The organism is Sinorhizobium sp. NFACC03 (assembly GCF_900103435.1).
Taxonomy (GTDB): Bacteria; Pseudomonadota; Alphaproteobacteria; order Rhizobiales; family Rhizobiaceae; genus Ensifer.
This window is the reverse complement of the sequence record NZ_FMXF01000007.1, coordinates 179,540-195,827: the sequence shown is the minus strand read 5'-3', so window position 1 is coordinate 195,827 and position 16,288 is coordinate 179,540. Positions and strand designations below refer to the sequence as shown.

The window sequence follows — 16,288 nt, the reverse complement described above, 5'->3', positions numbered from 1 at the left end:
GACGGAGATCGTCTGGCTGTCGCTGGTCGTGTCCCCGTCGGCGTCGGTGGCCGACAGCGCGAAGGTGACGTTGACGCCACCGGCGTTGTTGAGGTTGCTGGCCGCAGCAAACGACCAGGTCTTGTCGGCGTTGACCGTCAGTGTGCCTTCGGCAAGCGCGAACACCACCGACTGACCTGCCGTCAGCGCCAGCGTCTGCGTGGTGTTGCCGACCGTCACGTCCACGGTGCTGACACCGTCAGCGCCGGCCGAAAGCGTCCAGTTGCCGGCAAGTGCCTGGCCCTCGACCACATTGGACGAGGCCGGATCGGTGATGCCGATCGAGGGAACGTCGTCGACGATATCCACGCGCAGCGTCGCCGTACCGGTCGCGCCGTCAACGTCGGTGACCGTCAGATTGAAGGTATCCCGGTCCTGCTCGACATTTGCGCCCGGGCCGGAGCCAGTAACGGGGCTCGTCAGTGCATAGGTATACTGCGCCGCGCCAGTGGCGGGGTTGTACGCGGTGATGGTCAGAACGCCGAACAGGCCCGCGACCGATTGGCCGACGAGTCCGCCGATTGCGAAAGTCTGGCCGTTGATCGTCAGGCTGGCGACATCGTCCAGGCCGTCCGGATCGGAGATCGTGAAGATGCCGTTGACCGAAGCGCTGCCATCGCCGGCGCGCGATCCGCTGGCGAGGCCAGCTTCGTCGACCTGCCGGTCGCTCACCAGGATGCCGCTGGGATCGCTGATGCCGCCATCGGGGATGATCGACGGGTTGTCATTGGGGTCAAGCGTAAACGGAAGAAGCTCGGTCGCCTCGAGGGTCGGAAATTCCAGAGCGGTCGGCGGCAACAGACCGATGACCGGTCCGGCCTGGCCAATGTCCGCGTTGGCGTCACCAAAACCGCCGCCGCTGCTCTGGTTCGAGACGACGCTGATGCTGCCGTCCGGACCCGCTGCTACGTTAATGCCGTTTTCGCCGAGCACGGCCACCAGGGTTTCGCGCGGGATTTCAGCGTCGCCGATGACGAAGGTCGGAACCTTCAATGCGGCGTTGTGAATGGTGATCGTCGACCCGTCCGGCTGTTCCAAAACGATATCGGTACCGACGACCTTGATTTTCTCGATCGACGCACCTGCGGGCAGGTGCACCACGTTCGAAGCATCGGCGGTGACCGTCGCGGGCATGGGCTGCGTCTGTGGCGCTGTCTCGGCGCCTTTCACCGGCGCTCCGGTTGCCGGGTCGACGAGCTGGGGTTCTCCCTCTGCTCCCGTCGCCGCCTGCGCCACCAGTCGGTCAGCCTTGCCATCCGGCGCGTTGCGGAACTCGATTGCCTCTGCCTGCGTAGCGGCGGCTTCGTTCGAAATTGTGGTGCCTTCGGTTGCCATAAAAATACCCCTCGACCTTTGCGAGCAAGAAAACACCAAGCTTTTTGGAGCGCAATCGGGGGCTGAGGGATTAGCGGAAAACAGCATAATATATTATGCTAATACCCAAAATTGGTGAGCTTAGTACAAATTTAGTATTTCTGGTCATTGGTCCGAAACCATTTTCCGCGCGGGCGCACGGCGACTCGAAAAAGTGGCCCCGAAATCGTGCTCGACGACACCTGAGCCCTTCCATTGAATCGATCTGCGGGCTTATCGCTTAGGGAACTTCAGGAGGATCTGCGAAACAAACGGTCGCGATTTGCAATCCACGCGACATGCCGCCAATGACAATGTTACTGGTGTGTCTATAAGCTGGGTCGGCGACCTGGTCCGAAAGAATACATAAGTATAAAATTTGAATAAAATTTTACATAAAACGTATTGTTCCGGAGCACACTAAATAATACATACCGCTTTACCGGCATTTTTCTTTTCATTCGTACAGTGTCCTCACGAAACCGAGAGACACGGCAATGAACAAGAACAGCTGGAAGCACTGCGGAAAATACCTGAAGACTTCGGTGTTCGCGATCGGCCTGGTGTCGCTATCTGCGACATCATCCGTTCAGGCGGGCCATTCCGGTATGCTCCACGCTGGTCTCTTCCAGCAAATGCTGAGCATGGCAAGCCCGCTGGCAGCCGTCGCCACGGATACGATCAACACCCTGTCGAAGCAGGCTTCCGAGGCTCTGAAGAGCCGGCAGGTGCAGAAGGTGGCGGTGACTGCGCGCCCGAGCCTCGGCGGCCAGGCAGCGGCAGAGTCGGAACCCTCCGCCGTGTTCCATTCGGTCGCCTTCCGCGTCTCTTCAATCCCAGTGGCGCGCAAATGGAAAACCGTCTATCCGGCAGTCGTGGCGGCGGACTTCAACCGCTGCGCACAGGAGAACGGTTGTGCCGCCCGCGGCATTCTCGGCAAGGCGATCGAAAACGCCAACGGTCTTGCATTCCGCCAGAAAATCAGCGGCATCAACCGCACGGTGAACCGGATCGTGCGCTACCAGCCGGACGCGGAGAACTACGGCTCCAAGGACTACTGGGCAACGCCGGATGAAATTCTTACCCGCGGCAAGGGTGACTGCGAAGACTATGCCATCCTGAAGATGGCTGCCCTGAAGGCGGCCGGTCTTCCGTCAGAGGCCATGTCGATCGTTGTACTTCGTGATGTCCGGCGCAACCTCTATCACGCGGTGCTCGCAATCACGACGAGCCAGGGGCACTTCATTCTCGACAACCTGAGTGACGAGGTGAAGCTTGACCGCGCGCTTCCGAGCTATCAGGCGCTCTTTTCGGTCAGCGCTGATCGCTCCTGGATCCATGGCATCAAGACCACCGGCGATAAGGTCGCGTCTGCCGCACCTTTCGCGGATGTCATGCCCGGCGAAGGCGTTGCGGTTCGCTGAACCTCGGCTCCAACGTCGACGTCTTCACTGATCAGACCTATTCATGAACGCCGCCTAAATTTAGCCGTCCTCGCGGCAGGCGGCACCTCCGAGCTCTCAGGCCAGAATGAAGCCGATGATCACATCCTGGTCGGCAAGCGGGGCCAGAGCGGCGTTAAGTTTGCCGCGCGTCACCTGCCCCTGTACGCCGATGGTGAAGCCCGCCGGCTGCGGCTCGCCTGGAGCTGCCTTCAAACGGCGGACAAGATCGACGAACTGAACATCGAAGGCGAGCCTCAAGCCGCGCGCCGGCTGCGGCTGCTGCGACCGCAGAACCCGCGACTGGACAAAGGAGAGGAACGCGGGGTTGAAGGCGACGATGTTCTTGTTTCCCGTGAGCGCAAAGGCAGGCGTTGGGCTGGCGCGCACCTGACCGGCGACGATCGCCAGATTGCTGCGTTGCCTGGCACCGATAAGCTCGTCGCGCATGTAGCGCGTGGCGACATAGCGCAGTCGCGCCGTCAAATTCCCCTCGCCTTCAAGCTCTCTTTCACAAGCTGCAACGATATCCGCAAGTCTTCGTCCCTGCCGCGCGGCAAGCTCGCCAAGACACTGCCAATAGATTTCCTCGAGCTTGATCCCGCGCCGCTGACCGCCGACAGTGACGACGCGGAACCGCAGCGCGCTCAGGTCCTCATCGGACGGTGGAGGCTGCGTTTCGTTCATTCATCAGCGCTCCCGCAGGGCTTCCTCACGCGCCTTGTTGATCGGCTTCATCAGATAGGCAAGGATCGTCTTCTTGCCCGTCATGATATCGACCGAAGCGATCATGCCCGGCATGATGGCATATTCCCGCCCGTCCTTCACCAGCGCAGCCGTGTCGGTTTTAACGCGCACGAGATAATAGGTCTCGCCATTGTTCTGGTCGACGAGACTGTCGGCGCTGACGGTTTCGACGATGCCGCCGAGGCCGCCATAAATCGAGAAGTCATAGGCGGAGACCTTGATCAAGGCCGGTTGGCCCGGACGCACGAAGGCGACGTCGCGCGGCGAAAGCCGCGCCTCGACGAGCAACGTCTCCGATGTCGGCACGACGCCGCCGATCACTGCGCCCGGCGTCACATAGGCGCCGACCGTGTTGACATCCAACGTATTGATGATGCCGTCGACCGGAGAACGGATATCGGTGTTGGCGACCCGGCTGGTCGCCCCGCGGATCGTTTCGTCGATCACCGAAAGCTGCGAGAGGGCCTCCGTTTTTTCGGCCAGGGCCTCCTGCTTCAGTTGCAGGGAGAGTTCGGTGACCTGCAGCGACGCCTCCTCGAGCGCCGCCTCCAGCTTGCCGACCGATTGCTTCCACAGGGCGAGCTGTCCCCGGGTGTCGGTCAATTCCTTTTCGACCCGCAGTAGCTCTGTTTGAGCGATGAGCTTGCGTTTGGCCATCGGCTCGATGAGCCCCTGTTCCCGTTCCGTGACCTGCAGGCTCTCGGTCAGCCGGGTGATGTTGGCTTGCGCCTCCGCCAGTTCCTTCTGACGCTGACCCTCGCGCGCCTGCATGACCGACAGCTTGTTGTTGAAGTTTCCAGCCTTCGCCTGGAGCAGTTGCTCCTCGTTGGCACAGATAGCCGGTGCGACCTTGGCGATATTCTCGGGGCAATTGTACTTGGCGTCGTAGGCCCCACTCTCTTCGAGTTCCAGGCGCGCTATCTGCGCGCGCAGCGACCGTGCCTTGGCTTCGAGCTCGCCAAGCGAGGAGCCGCTTGCCGTATCGTCGAGCCGCAGAATCAGGTCGCCGCGGCGGACGACCTGCCCAAGCTGCACGGCGATCTCGCGCACGATGCCGGGCTCGCTCGACTGGATGATCTGCGTCTTCGAGACGGGAATGACCTTGCCTTCGCCACGTGCGATTTCGTCCACTTCGGCAATCGCCGCCCAGGTAACGAAACAGCTGATCAGCAGGCCGATGACCAGCAGCCCAGCGCGCGCGGCAAGCGGCGGTTTCTCAGTCATGCTGCCCCCTCCCGCCACTTGCGGACCGGCATTGATTCGTCGAGAGCGTGGATCATAGCCCCGCCCCCTCGGCCGGTCCGGCAGGACCGGAGCGTCGTTGCAACTGTTCGATGACCGCGGCCTTCGGGCCATCGGCGACAAGGCGACCGCGGTCGAGTACAAGCAGGCGATCGACAAGGCTCAGCATGCTGTGACGGTGCGTGGAGATTAGAAGGGTGACATCGCTGCTGAAGACATTGGAGAGCTTGTTGATCAGCTCGCGCTCGCTGGCGAGGTCCATGGCCCCGGAAGGCTCATCCAGGAACACCACCTTCGGCTTGCGCAACAACAGCCGGGCAATGGCGACCGCCTGGCGCTGCCCGCCCGAAAGCTGGGAACCGCGCTCACCGACCGGCATGTCATAGCCACGCGGATGATGGGAGACGAAGTCGTCGACGCCGGCAAGCCGGGCTGCCGCGACCACTTCTTCATCGCTGGCGGTGGGGTTCGCCATCAGCAGGTTTTCCTTGATGGTGCCGGAAAACAGGTCGGAATTCTGCGACACGAAGGAGACGGCCGAGCGGACGACGGAGGGATGCAACTGCCGGATATCGACGCCATCGAGCAGAATACGGCCGGCGCTGGGCGCGTAGAGACCTGCGAGAAGCCTGCCGAGCGTGGTCTTGCCCGAACCGATGCGGCCTATGATGCCAACACGCTCGCCCGCCTTTATCGTAACGTTCATGCCGCTGACCACTTTGTAATCGGTCCCCGGATAGGCGAAATCGAGATTGGTGAAAGTGATGCTGCCGTTGCGGATCTCACGGTTGACGAAACCGATCGTGTCCGGCCGATCCTCCGGCTGCTCCATCACCGCATTCAGGATGCGCAGCGACAAAATCGCCTGACGCAGCCGTGCCAGCGTCATCGCGATCTGCCCCAGCGGTGCGACGGCACGGCCGGAAAGCATGCTGGCAGCTATGATCGCGCCCGAGGAGATGTTGCCTTCAGTGAATTCGTAGGCGCCTGCGACAACAATGCAGACCGTCACCAATTGCTGCACGAACTGTGTCGCGTGCGAGGCCCAGGAGGAGATCTCCTTGATCTGCTCGGCCGTGTTCGAAGAGTGCTTAGCCAGTTCGTTCCAGCGGCGCAAAAGCTGCTTTTCCGAATGCAGCGTCTTCACCGTCTCGATGGCGCTGATCGTCTCTACCAACAGCGCCTGACGCTGGGCAGATTCGTTCGAGGCGGCGGCGACGCGGTTGCCGATCTTGTACTGCGCGACATAGCCGATCAAGACGCTCAAGAGGAACGCGACCGCCGGGATGAGCGCGATCCAGCCTGCGACCGCGTAGACCGCTGCGACGAAAACGAAGACGAAAAGGCTGTCGATGAGGGTGCTGAGCGTATTCGAGGTGAAGAACTCGCGAACGAATTCATACTGCATCGCTCGGTTGGCGTATTCGCCCGTCGAAGATGGGCGCGATGCCATCGTCGCATGCAGTATCTTCTCGAACAGCATGTAGGAGAGCTTCAGGTCGGCCTTCCGTCCGGCAAAGTCGATCAGCGCGGCACGAACCGTCTTGAGCAGGAAGTCGAACAGAATGGCGGTGCTGATGCCAAGTGCCAGCACCCAAAGCGTCGCCATCGCCTTGTTCGGCAGAATCCGATCATAGACGTTCATCGTAAAGAGCGGCGCGGCCAGCGCCAGCACGTTGATGAAAAAGGCCGCGATCGCCACCTGCACATAGGCTTGCCAGAATGGCTTGACCGTGGCCGTCAGCCAATGCCGGCGGTCGATGTTACGGGCCTCACCGACGCCGCGGCCGGACGCCGTATTGAGATAGGTGGCTGAGAAGGACAAGGCATAGGCGAGACCGCCGAGCTGCAACTCAGACAGTTTCACCGCCGCTTCGCCGGGGGCAACAGCTCTGTTCGAAAGGTTCAACGTGCCGTCAGGCGCCTCTTCCAAAAGCGCCATGGCGCTGCCGTCACGAAAGACGAGCAGCAGCGGGTACACGAAATCACGATTGCCGATCGCGCGCCCGGAAACGATTTCCGTTTCCAGGCCGACCCGCTCCGCAATACGTGAGACGTCCTCGGCGCTCGGCAACCGCGCGTCAAAAGGAACGTCGGAATAAAGCACGCTGTCGGACGAGGGGCGGTTCAAGAAGATACAGATCTCCTTGAACGCCTCGGAAAAGCCAGTCAAAGACGGGCCGATCTGCACATGCCTGTCAATGCTTTGCACTACCACCGATTGTGTCCACCTTGACGAGGACTATCATTTCTGCCGGATCGGCGCCAACAAATCGAGCGGCAAGTCGTTCGTCTGGCGCGAAGGAACACGGCGATAGGTTTCCGTGGGCGGCGTATCCGGAACATTGAACTCGTTGCGGGCATAGGCTTCGGCCTGGGCCGGCGCCTTGATCTGCATCGTCGACAGGAGCTGGCCGGTCGCCGCAAGCAGGCGGTACTCGGCAAACAGAGCGGCGTACTGCGAGGTTTTCGCGAGAACGCTGACATTGAAACGCGAATTCTGCGCGCCGAGCACGTCAAGCAGCGAACGCTGCCCGACCTTGAGCTGTTCGCGATAGGACTCGACGAGCTGTACGTTCATCTGAGCCTGCGCGCTCAGCGTGCGGGAGATCTCGTACTGGCTGTTGCGGCGTTCCCAGGAAATGCGAACGGCTTCCTCGACCTCGCGATGTGCCTGGTGGAAGACCAGCCGCTGTTCGCTTGCGCGGCGCATCTGCTCCTGCTCGTTGGCGATATCAATGCCGCCACGATAGAGGTTCCACTTCGCCACGATCCGCGCCTGGGCATCCCAAGTGTTGCCGGTCGCGCCGTCGATATCGTTGCCGGTGCGCACACGCCCTTCGGCGAAGACTTCCGGAAGCATGTTCGAGCGTGCCGCTTTGACCTGCGAATCCGCAGCGCTGATGTCGGAATCGGCGGCCTTGATGCGCGGATTGCTGCCGCGGGCGATACCGATTGCCGTCTCCAACGTCTTTGGCAGAACGCCGGCCACCGACTTCGGCATGGACGGCTTCGTGAGCGGCTGGCCAACCAGGCGGTTGAAGCTGATCTTGACGGTTTCGAGCGATTCCTCTGCTTCCTGCAGACGGGCCTTGGCCGACAACAGGCGTTCACTCGCCTGCTGGCGATCCGCATCGGTCAGGGCGCCACCTGAAATCAGCGAGCTGATATCCGACAGGATCGACTGGTGCACGCCGACGTTCTTGCGCGCTTCGGCAACGATCTGCTGCTGGAGAATATACTCGAAGTATTCGCGGACGATCTGCAGCCCGATCGTCTCGGACCGTTCGAGGACGCGGAAGGAGGCGCTGTCGACGCGCGCCGCCTGACGCTCCAGTTCGGCGCGACGACCACCGCCATCGAAGAGCTTCTGCGTAATGGTCAGCCCGACGTCGGAAGGATAGAGCGGATCGTTCTCAATAGAACCAAGGCGACGGGCTTCGTCCTCAAGATGTTGAACGCCCGTCGAAGCTTCCATGTCGACACTCGGCAGATAGAGACCGCGCGCCTGCCGCAGTTCGAACTCGATTGCCTCGCGGTTCTCAATCGACTGCCCGATTTCCGGGTTCGATTCCATCGCGATCTGAAGCGCTTCCCTCAGCGTCATCGCTTCGGCTGCGCCACCTGCAAATACGGTTGACGCGAGCAGAATGGAAAAAAGCCCGCCCTTAAAAGTTTTCCCCACTTTCAATATTATCCCCCTCGCAATCAGTACGTCATGCTGGCGAATCCGAGCGTGCGTTACAACTGCCGAAATTTACCGATAGATAATACAGAGGTAATATAACGCGGCCACCAATTTTGGGGTGGTTCTATGGCGCCCCAAGCTTTCGCACGGCTATGTTGCAAAAATGGAACATTCGTGTGGCGACGAGAGTAACCGTTAACCTATTGAAATAAAATAAATCAGCCGCGGTTGCCCAAAGTGGCAAGGCGCTTCGGCCCACTGCAACGTCGCCGTCAACGCAACGGCAGCGCGAATTCCTTACCAGGGCCTCAGCCGCTGCGAGCGGTGGTTACCTGTTTTCCCGGCACTGGCGCCGGCACCCAGTAAATCACGCTGAAGGCAGCCGGACGAAATCGACGGTTTGCGTTCCCTCGCTGGCCACCAATACCGTTTCGGATGCTGCCGCACGGCGCAACCGTTCGAGATCTACGCTGCCGTCGAACAATGCGCCGCCGACGCTGAGTGCCAGATCGACCTTGCTGCCGTCTGCCGAGAAGTGTGCCGAAGCCAATGCCCTCGTCAGGCGGACGGAAACCTGCTCGGCATCAGATTCGCTCGCGCCGACCAAAAGAACGTCGAAGCTTGCCGGGCCGGTTCGAGCGACGATGTCATCGCGCCGCACCGAGGTGCTGATCGTGGAGGCGACGAACTGGAGCAGTTCTTCGCTCCAGGCCGGACCGAAAGCGGCACCAACATCGTCGAGGTTGTTGATCCTGAGATGAATGAGTGCTCCGTGAAGTTCTTCGCCGGCGCGTTGCCGGCGACGCTCTAGGCCGTTGACTTGTTGGACCAGCCCGCGGCCGGTCACGCAGCCCGTCGTGGCATCGTGGGCGACGACATGGTTGATCTGGTTGCGAAGGCGCTGGGCCCGCCGAAACTGCGTCGCCGCGAGAACGATCAGCGGCACGCCCATCAACAGGGAGATCAACGCGGCGCCAACCACGGCGGCCGCATAGGGCCGATCGACGAGAGCGACCAGGCTGAGATAGACCAAAACCTGGGCGAGTACGGCGAAACCAATAATGCCACCGATGACATATCGCGCGATTCGCCAGTCCCTCTGCCCGTTGAACTGTACTTCTCTTCGCATCCACCGCTCCCGATTCACCAATGTCGATCGGTTTAGCGCGAGTTTATGGATATTCCATTTCCAGGGTACCTACAACTTTATGCAGTACGCAGGCTTTCCAAGAAAAATGCTCCAAAACGGGATATCCGGTTCGCCGAAAGCAGCTTCCCGGTCCCTCCCGCGGGCTTGAACGCTACGTCAAACGCTAGCGGCGTAGAGAAGCGATTCGATGCCGGATGCCACCTTACCGACCGGGCTCACACACAGCAACGCTGCCCAAAGCAGTCGCTGGCTGTCGTCGATCGCTTTGTTCTCAGTACGCGAGTGCACCGCCGAAAGCCGACGAACCGCGCCTTGTCTTCAGCGCTTGATAGGGCCCATGCGGCCGTTCAACTGCGGCAGGGTCGGGAACCCTCCCCGTCTTTCGGCGTTCCTATTCCGCCGGGCGCCCTCGCCCGATGCTGAAGCGCCACGAAAGGAACCGATGATGTACGACAGGGAGCGTTGGCCAGAACAAAGGGCATCAACCGGATTGCCGGTCGGGATCATGCTCCTTTCAGCCCTCGCCATTACCGCCTATCTCGCCGTCGGCGGCGCATTTTCGGACGGTGGTGATCGGGCTGTCGTCTACATCCCGCAGACAATTGGAAAGTAACCCACGCGGCGCGGCAGTGCGCGGCGGCTTTGACCGAAGCTGGCGGGCATTCGACATGTCGCATGCGTGAGACGGGGCGGCTCCTCCTCCGTCCCGTAATTCACGACAGGCCCAAAAATGTCTCTACAAACAATGCCGTGAGTGACCGGCAATAAATCCGGCGAGCAACACGGGACCGCCCGTCCGGTGGCCATTCACGAGCTACAACTTGACAGCGACGGCCTTTAAAGGCAACGAATCAAACGGGTGGCGAACTCCTCAATTTGGGCTAGGCGGTGCTGACCTCAGCGTCGTATTTTGCCTGTTGCTCAACTGCGCGCGAGCGCCCGCTCGCCGTCCTTGAGACGATGGAGTGCCGACTGTCCGGGGCCCTTTCTCATCCGAAACGATCAGATCTAGCCGAGACGCATGTGGAACTTTCGAACGCGCCCCAGCGCGCGCCACTCGCCCAAACCAATCAGGAGAAATCATGGAAACCGTCGAGATCAGCGACCGCAGCGACTTTGCACTTTGGGCAATCCAGCGCGCCCAGGAAATCGTCACGGCCGAGGGCGCCGCCTTCGCTTTGGCCGCTCGCGACATGAATGAGGAAGCGCTGGGCGAAACTGCAGCCGCGCTCGGCAAAGCCATCAGCGATGCCATGCTCGAAGTTTTTGACGGTCTGACCGCGGAGTGACCTGAGCCGTCGGGGTGCACGCCGGTCTCACGACAAGGGCGAGCGCCGGATATCCAAATGGAGGGTGGCGGGTAGCGATCAGCCGCACATCTGGCTTGTGGTTCGCGGTCGGAGGGCTCGCCGTTCGTCTGTAACCAGCCTGAATGCAATGGCGCGCGCCTGTCCTTCATCAACGCATCCAGTTCTTGGGAGGGTTCACTTCCGCCGTACGTCGAGGCCCAATGCCTCGGCTATGGTGATGGTTTGGTCGATCGTGATGACCGCGTCCTTAAGGTGCACGTTTTCCGGTTCGATCGCACTGAGGTCGCTGCCCCTGAGATCACAGGCTGTGAAATCGATGCCGTGCAGCCACGCGCCGGAGAGATCGACGTCTCTCAGCGAGCCACCCTTGCAGGAGGCACCGGTAAGGTCTGCCTCCCGCAAGCGGGTTTCCTTAAAGGATGCGCGGCCGAGACCGGCGCCGGGCAAGCCGACGAAGGACCAGTCCCCGCCTGAGACCTGCATCTGGTCGAAGTCGCATGTATCGAACATGCTGCCGACGAACTTGCACTCTGTGAACCGGCTGTCGAAGAATTTGCAGGAAACGAAAGTGCAGTTCATGAAGGCACCCGCCTGATGCGACGAGGCATTGAAGCGCGCACGCCGGAAGGTGCATTCTTGGAAGACGATACCAACTGTCTGTGCCTCAGTCAGGTCGAGATCGACGAACAGAGTGTTCTGATGACGCTCGCGATCGATCTGCCGGCCATACCAGTCCGCACCGGCAATCGTGATATCTACCTTCGGCGGCGCTTCGCCATATCGTCGTTCAGCCATCGTCATCCATCCATTGCGCGCGGTTAGACGGCGAACGCCTGCCGTTCCGTCATCCTTTTCGACCGGGCAACAATTGAGTGCACCGGCAACGACCTCGCTTCACGCGAGCGTCTACAGGCTGTTTAAGCTGACTAGCAGAGTCGACAGAATCAAGTAACCGGCAAGTGCCGGAGACCAGCCCGGCCGCGCGTCAGTCGTCGATCCGAAAACCGACCTTCATGACCACCTGGTAGTGCGCCACTTCGCCATCCTTGATGTGGCCCCGGATCTGATCGACCTCGAACCACTCGAGATTTCTCATAGTTTTCGACGCCCGCGCGATCGCCGTTTCGATCGCCTCCGTAACGGAAGACTTCGAACTGCCGACAAGTTCTACCTTCTTGTAGACATGGTCACTCATGACACCCTCCCGGTTGCCTCTAGAAGCGACAACAAGCCTACAGGCAAATCACGAATACAGCACCTGCCCCACGCATCGAGCGCGACGCGTTGCGTGAAGGCATCGCACGGCTTGCTTCGTCTGTCCGCCAGCCAGGAAGGAAAGCGGATCATGCCCCTGCCATCGCAAGCGCGTGATTTGCACAAGGAACGTGCAGTTTGCCTGGCACTGGCCAGTTTTTCCCGCAAATCGGGCGCGCGGTCGAGCAAATCCAACACCGTTTCAGGTGGCCCAACTCTTGCTTCACTCTGTCTGAACATCCAACCAAGGGATTGTCGGATGATGTGGAGTGGGTTGCTGCTGTCGCTGCTGCTGAGCGTTTCAATGGCCTTCAGCCTGACGGAGTTGAGTTTCGTGCGCAATGGCCGCGGCCAGCAATCGCGCGGCGATGCGGTGCGAACAACGCTCGCGATGTCCGCTGGATTGACCGCTTTGGGATTGGCTTTCAGTCATCAGGGGCCATCATTGGGGGTAATGGCAGTCATCGCGGGAATAGCGCTCTCATGGCTGGCGGCGCGGTTCGCCTCACGAACCGTTGCGCTCGCCGTCGCTATCCTGTCGCTCGGCTTCTATCTGCAGTTCGCGGAACTCGCACCCTTGCGCCCTTGACCGACGGTGCATGAAAGCGTTCGCCCTTCGGTCACGATCGCATCCATCGCGATGTCGTGCCATTGTGGCCTGATGCTCTCCATTCTCTGCTGTTCGAAGCCAATGCCGATCACGAATGGGTTCGGTTGAAGCACGGCGAGTGTACGATCGTAATAGCCCCCACCATAGCCCAAGCGATAACCGCTCTCGTCGAAACCGACGACCGGTGCGATGACGATGGTCGGCTGAACATCCCGCCCCTCGGTCGGAATTGGGATCCCCCAAACACCCCTCTCGAGCGCCTCGCCAGCGCGCCAGGATCGAAAGCCGAGAGGTTTTGCCTTGGCGAGCACCACCGGTAATGCGCAGTTGGCGCCGCGGGCAATGAGCGTGTTCATCCAAGAGCGCAGATCCGGTTCACCACGGAACGGCCAATACAGCGAAATCGTTTCGCCTCGAACGTTGGGCAGAAGTTGGTCGAGCGCAGAAACGATCGCGTCTGTCCGTGCGGTCCGTTCTGCAATCGGAATGCCCTGTCGCGCGGATATCAGCCTTTTTCTCTCCTGCTCCCGCCATTGCACAATCGAGATCGCCTCTGGAGACTCCATGCCCATATAGGCCGGATCCACCTCGTGCATCAGGCAAGGCGGTGATGAAAAGCGCGGCGGAAGATCGTCCTCATCAGGCGTGCACATGGTCGATGCCCTTTCTCCGTTTCCGGGAATGTTTCGAACGCAGTTTCACGAGATCACCTTGATTATCATTTCCCATTCGAGAACAATAAAGCAGCTTCATTCCCTTCGTAGATAAAATGGACTTCACGACCCTTAAGATTTTCCTGCTGGTAGCCGAGCGCACCAGCGTGAGCCGTGCCGCCACCGAGATTGGCCGTGCGCCATCCAACGTCACCAACCGTATTCGCGCACTCGAGGAAGAATTGGGCGTCGGCCTGTTTAGCCGCGACGGCAAGAAGATGACGCTGACGCGGGAGGGGCGTCTTTTTCGCTCCTACGCCACACGGCTGGTGGCGCTCGGTGACGAGGCGCGCAACGCGCTGAAGCCGACGATGATGCCGGACGTCTTGCGGCTGGGCAGCATGGAGAGTACCGCTGCCAGCCGCCTGCCGCCGGTTCTGCAGTCGATCAACCGAACGCACCCGGATTTGGCGCTGAGGCTCACCATGGGCTCGACGGAGGAACTGACCCGAGCCGTGCTCGCTGAAGAAATCGACTGTGCGCTGATCGCACGTTTGCCAAGCGATATCGCGATGCCGAGACCTGACTTGCTCGAGGACCTCGATGGCGATCCGATCTACCGCGAAGACGTATTGATCGTCTTGCCCGCGTCGCATCCTCCGATCAAAACCGCCCTGGACGTGCGCGTGAACTGGTTGGCGGCGCTCGAACCCGGATGCACGTACCGCCGTGTCGCGGAACAATGGGCGCGTCCGTCGCCGACGATTGCGACCAAGGAGGTTTCCTCCTATCACGCCATCCTGGCGAGCGTTGCAGCCGGTGACGCGATCGGTGTAGTGCCACGATCCGTATTCGAACTGATGGACTGGCCAGGCGAGGCTCGAACCCATTCATTGCGTGAAATTCAGACACTGCTCATCTATCGTAGGGAGGCCAGCTCCCCTGCGATCGAAATCCTGCGCCGCGCATTGCATACAGACGCTGGCTCCCACTGAAATATTCAACCTACGCGCTGCTATTTACAGGTGACTGCATGACCAATTCGCCCAACCAGACGCCCTCGCAACCGCTGGGCCGTCGTTTCTTCGCGCCGATCCTGGCGGGAGCGACGTTGAGGGAGCGCCTGATTGCGTGTCTCGGAGCGCTGGTTGGTATCCTCCTGACCGGAATGATCAGCGGCAGTATCTTTGGTGGCGGTGCCAGCCTTCCGTTGATCGTGGCGCCGATGGGCGCATCCGCAGTTCTGCTGTTTGCTGTTCCCGCAAGCCCGCTTGCCCAGCCGTGGTCAATCGTCGGCGGCAACACGATCTCCGCCTTCGTGGGTGTTCTGTCAGCGATGTTCGTGCCGGATCCGCTGATCGCAACAGGTATTGCCGTGGGGATCGCGATCGCGGCGATGTCGTTTACGCGCTGCCTGCATCCGCCCGGCGGCGCCGCTGCGTTGACGGCAGTGCTTGGCGGCCCTGTCGTGGCGAGCTGGGGTCTCCTGTTCCCGCTGGTGCCCGTCGCGCTCAACTCGTGTCTGCTGGTGGCTCTCGGGATCCTGTTTCACAAGCTGGCCAGACGCAACTACCCGCACGTCGTCGCTCCGCCCGCAAATACGCACGCGACCATTGATCCGCCCGCCAGTCGCCGGGTCGGCTTTACCGGCGCCGATGTCGATGCCGCGCTCGAGGCGCTGGATGAAACGTTTGACATCAGCCGGGAAGATCTTGATCGGGTGCTGCGCCAGGTGGAATTACAGGCGGCAATTCGGGCGACACCCCACATCCTGTGCCGGGATATCATGTCGAGGGACGTCATCTGCGTTCATCAAGACGACAGCAGCGAGGCGGCGCGCTCGTTGCTTCTCAAACACAATATCCGGACCATACCCGTAAAGGATGGAAACGAGCGACTTGTCGGTACAGTCGGACTGAGGGAACTGACCGAGCCCGGCGCCACCGTCGGCAGCAACGTTGCAACGCCAGTGGTCGCGCGCCAGGACGACCGGGCGATGAGCTTGCTTCCGGCGCTCACCAGCGGAACAATTCACGCGGTCATCATCGTGGATGACGACCATCATGTGCTGGGACTGATTTCACAAACGGATCTGCTGGCGGCAGCAGCGCGGACGTTATTCGACCACAACTCAGGTCGCGAACAGGCTGCATAGGATTTGCCTTCGGTTGTCCACCCGGATCAATCCACTGTGCCCGTCGTCAGATTGGCGAGATCAGCAGGCTCAGTGCAGCGAAATCTGTCGCGTCGGTTGCCTCACGTGATGCACGAGCGGTGTTTCGCTCGATATCAGTCGCGCAACCAGACGCCCTGACGCCGTAACCACATCGATGACTGCGTCGCAATAGTCGTCGTCCTTGGTCAATTCATCGACAATCCTTTGACCATAGGCAACTGCGGGTCCATCCGATGGGTATTTCCGGCCAACTTCGTCGCGGCTGACGACGCCTGCTGCATAGATATTGAACAGATAGCGGCGCATGATATTCCACTCCATACGGGATGCCGCTTCGGCGTTGGCCATGCTGAAGGAACCGAAAGCGCTATGAGCGGCATTGCAGGGTTTGAAATGACCCTGCAACCTATCGCGACATCGTGTCCTTGTCGCGTGACCCGAGCGTGACATTTACTCTACGTTAAGCATCGTCAGCTTCACCGTGCTCGACGGACAAGCTGGGATCGGCGTGTCGACCTCGCGGATGCGTGTGACGCTTTCCTGACTCGGGACATATTACCGGTCAAAAAACGGCTCGCTGTCGAAGTCGATTCCTGGGCGGACGACGCCCCGTACCTAAGAGGA

Annotated in this window: 15 protein-coding genes; 5 read left to right on the top strand and 10 right to left on the bottom strand. The window is 60.6% G+C overall.

Features of this window, described 5'->3' with window-relative positions; all coding sequences use genetic code 11:
• Nucleotides 1–1,374, bottom strand: a 1,374-nt coding sequence (locus tag BLU35_RS12855) for a hypothetical protein (RefSeq protein WP_210185130.1), incomplete at its 3' end; no start/stop codon positions are given.
• A gap of 515 nt (nucleotides 1,375–1,889) precedes the next feature.
• On the opposite strand from BLU35_RS12855, the gene BLU35_RS12850 reads away from it, so the two are divergent.
• A complete protein-coding gene (locus BLU35_RS12850; RefSeq protein WP_286161515.1) occupies nucleotides 1,890–2,816 on the top strand; it encodes a transglutaminase-like cysteine peptidase in 927 nt (308 codons plus the stop codon).
• 96 nt (nucleotides 2,817–2,912) lie between these two features.
• On the opposite strand, the gene BLU35_RS12845 is transcribed toward BLU35_RS12850, so the two are convergent.
• The 5 genes from BLU35_RS12845 to BLU35_RS12825 all read right to left on the bottom strand — a co-directional run bounded on the left by BLU35_RS12845 (nucleotide 2,913) and on the right by BLU35_RS12825 (nucleotide 9,640).
• Nucleotides 2,913–3,521 (bottom strand): ribbon-helix-helix domain-containing protein, encoded by a 609-nt coding sequence (locus BLU35_RS12845; RefSeq protein ID WP_093233288.1) that lies wholly within the window; start codon nucleotides 3,519–3,521, stop codon nucleotides 2,913–2,915.
• Nucleotides 3,522–3,524: 3 nt separating this feature from the next.
• Complete coding sequence (locus BLU35_RS12840; protein ID WP_093233287.1) at nucleotides 3,525–4,805, bottom strand: HlyD family type I secretion periplasmic adaptor subunit; 1,281 nt, start codon at nucleotides 4,803–4,805, stop codon at nucleotides 3,525–3,527.
• A 52-nt stretch (nucleotides 4,806–4,857) separates the two neighbouring features.
• Nucleotides 4,858–7,035, bottom strand: coding sequence for a type I secretion system permease/ATPase (locus BLU35_RS12835; protein WP_093233286.1), 2,178 nt, complete (start codon nucleotides 7,033–7,035; stop codon nucleotides 4,858–4,860).
• Nucleotides 7,036–7,068: 33 nt separating this feature from the next.
• The gene (locus BLU35_RS12830; RefSeq protein WP_502688152.1) at nucleotides 7,069–8,517 is read right to left on the bottom strand and encodes a TolC family outer membrane protein; all 1,449 of its coding nucleotides are present in this window, start codon (nucleotides 8,515–8,517) and stop codon (nucleotides 7,069–7,071) included.
• 361 nt (nucleotides 8,518–8,878) lie between these two features.
• On the bottom strand, nucleotides 8,879–9,640 hold the full coding sequence (locus tag BLU35_RS12825; protein WP_093233284.1) for a GGDEF domain-containing protein: 762 nt from the start codon (nucleotides 9,638–9,640) through the stop codon (nucleotides 8,879–8,881).
• 1,103 nt (nucleotides 9,641–10,743) lie between these two features.
• On the opposite strand from BLU35_RS12825, the gene BLU35_RS12820 reads away from it, so the two are divergent.
• The gene (locus BLU35_RS12820; protein ID WP_093233283.1) at nucleotides 10,744–10,950 is read left to right on the top strand and encodes a hypothetical protein; all 207 of its coding nucleotides are present in this window, start codon (nucleotides 10,744–10,746) and stop codon (nucleotides 10,948–10,950) included.
• Between the two features lie 195 nt (nucleotides 10,951–11,145).
• On the opposite strand, the gene BLU35_RS12815 is transcribed toward BLU35_RS12820, so the two are convergent.
• Both BLU35_RS12815 and BLU35_RS12810 read right to left on the bottom strand, forming a co-directional pair.
• Nucleotides 11,146–11,766, bottom strand: a complete 621-nt coding sequence (locus BLU35_RS12815; protein WP_093233282.1) for a pentapeptide repeat-containing protein — start codon at nucleotides 11,764–11,766, stop codon at nucleotides 11,146–11,148.
• Nucleotides 11,767–11,956: 190 nt separating this feature from the next.
• On the bottom strand, nucleotides 11,957–12,166 hold the full coding sequence (locus BLU35_RS12810; protein ID WP_057249612.1) for a dodecin: 210 nt from the start codon (nucleotides 12,164–12,166) through the stop codon (nucleotides 11,957–11,959).
• Nucleotides 12,167–12,316: 150 nt separating this feature from the next.
• Between BLU35_RS12810 and BLU35_RS12805 the strand changes: the two genes are divergently transcribed.
• Nucleotides 12,317–12,814 (top strand): hypothetical protein, encoded by a 498-nt coding sequence (locus BLU35_RS12805; protein ID WP_143032922.1) that lies wholly within the window; start codon nucleotides 12,317–12,319, stop codon nucleotides 12,812–12,814.
• Here the strand turns inward: BLU35_RS12805 and BLU35_RS12800 are convergent.
• A complete protein-coding gene (locus BLU35_RS12800) occupies nucleotides 12,775–13,488 on the bottom strand; it encodes a 5-formyltetrahydrofolate cyclo-ligase (protein ID WP_093233280.1) in 714 nt (237 codons plus the stop codon). The genes BLU35_RS12805 and BLU35_RS12800 overlap by 40 nt on opposite strands.
• Nucleotides 13,489–13,604: 116 nt before the next feature.
• Here BLU35_RS12800 and BLU35_RS12795 point away from each other — a divergent pair, with 116 nt between their 5' ends.
• Both BLU35_RS12795 and BLU35_RS12790 read left to right on the top strand, forming a co-directional pair.
• Nucleotides 13,605–14,483, top strand: coding sequence for a LysR family transcriptional regulator (locus BLU35_RS12795; RefSeq protein ID WP_093233279.1), 879 nt, complete (start codon nucleotides 13,605–13,607; stop codon nucleotides 14,481–14,483).
• Between the two features lie 38 nt (nucleotides 14,484–14,521).
• Nucleotides 14,522–15,643 carry an HPP family protein gene (locus tag BLU35_RS12790; RefSeq protein WP_093233278.1) on the top strand — a complete coding sequence of 374 codons (1,122 nt, stop codon included), beginning with the start codon at nucleotides 14,522–14,524 and terminating at the stop codon, nucleotides 15,641–15,643.
• 69 nt (nucleotides 15,644–15,712) lie between these two features.
• On the opposite strand, the gene BLU35_RS12785 is transcribed toward BLU35_RS12790, so the two are convergent.
• Nucleotides 15,713–16,012 carry a DUF6894 family protein gene (locus BLU35_RS12785; RefSeq protein ID WP_143032921.1) on the bottom strand — a complete coding sequence of 100 codons (300 nt, stop codon included), beginning with the start codon at nucleotides 16,010–16,012 and terminating at the stop codon, nucleotides 15,713–15,715.
• Nucleotides 16,013–16,288: the final 276 nt, after the last annotated feature.

Excerpts from the sequence above, each read along its gene's own strand:
- BLU35_RS12815 (WP_093233282.1), bottom strand. The coding sequence starts at position 11,766 with ATGGCTGAACGACGATATGGCGAAGCGCCGCCGAAGGTAGATATCACG.
- BLU35_RS12840 (WP_093233287.1), bottom strand. The coding sequence starts at position 4,805 with ATGACTGAGAAACCGCCGCTTGCCGCGCGCGCTGGGCTGCTGGTCATC.
- BLU35_RS12785 (WP_143032921.1), bottom strand. The coding sequence starts at position 16,012 with ATGGCCAACGCCGAAGCGGCATCCCGTATGGAGTGGAATATCATGCGC.
- BLU35_RS12850 (WP_286161515.1), top strand. The coding sequence starts at position 1,890 with ATGAACAAGAACAGCTGGAAGCACTGCGGAAAATACCTGAAGACTTCG.
- BLU35_RS12845 (WP_093233288.1), bottom strand. The coding sequence starts at position 3,521 with ATGAACGAAACGCAGCCTCCACCGTCCGATGAGGACCTGAGCGCGCTG.
- BLU35_RS12800 (WP_093233280.1), bottom strand. The coding sequence starts at position 13,488 with ATGTGCACGCCTGATGAGGACGATCTTCCGCCGCGCTTTTCATCACCG.
- BLU35_RS12810 (WP_057249612.1), bottom strand. The coding sequence starts at position 12,166 with ATGAGTGACCATGTCTACAAGAAGGTAGAACTTGTCGGCAGTTCGAAG.
- BLU35_RS12825 (WP_093233284.1), bottom strand. The coding sequence starts at position 9,640 with ATGCGAAGAGAAGTACAGTTCAACGGGCAGAGGGACTGGCGAATCGCG.
- BLU35_RS12795 (WP_093233279.1), top strand. The coding sequence starts at position 13,605 with ATGGACTTCACGACCCTTAAGATTTTCCTGCTGGTAGCCGAGCGCACC.
- BLU35_RS12820 (WP_093233283.1), top strand. The coding sequence starts at position 10,744 with ATGGAAACCGTCGAGATCAGCGACCGCAGCGACTTTGCACTTTGGGCA.
- BLU35_RS12805 (WP_143032922.1), top strand. The coding sequence starts at position 12,317 with ATGCCCCTGCCATCGCAAGCGCGTGATTTGCACAAGGAACGTGCAGTT.
- BLU35_RS12790 (WP_093233278.1), top strand. The coding sequence starts at position 14,522 with ATGACCAATTCGCCCAACCAGACGCCCTCGCAACCGCTGGGCCGTCGT.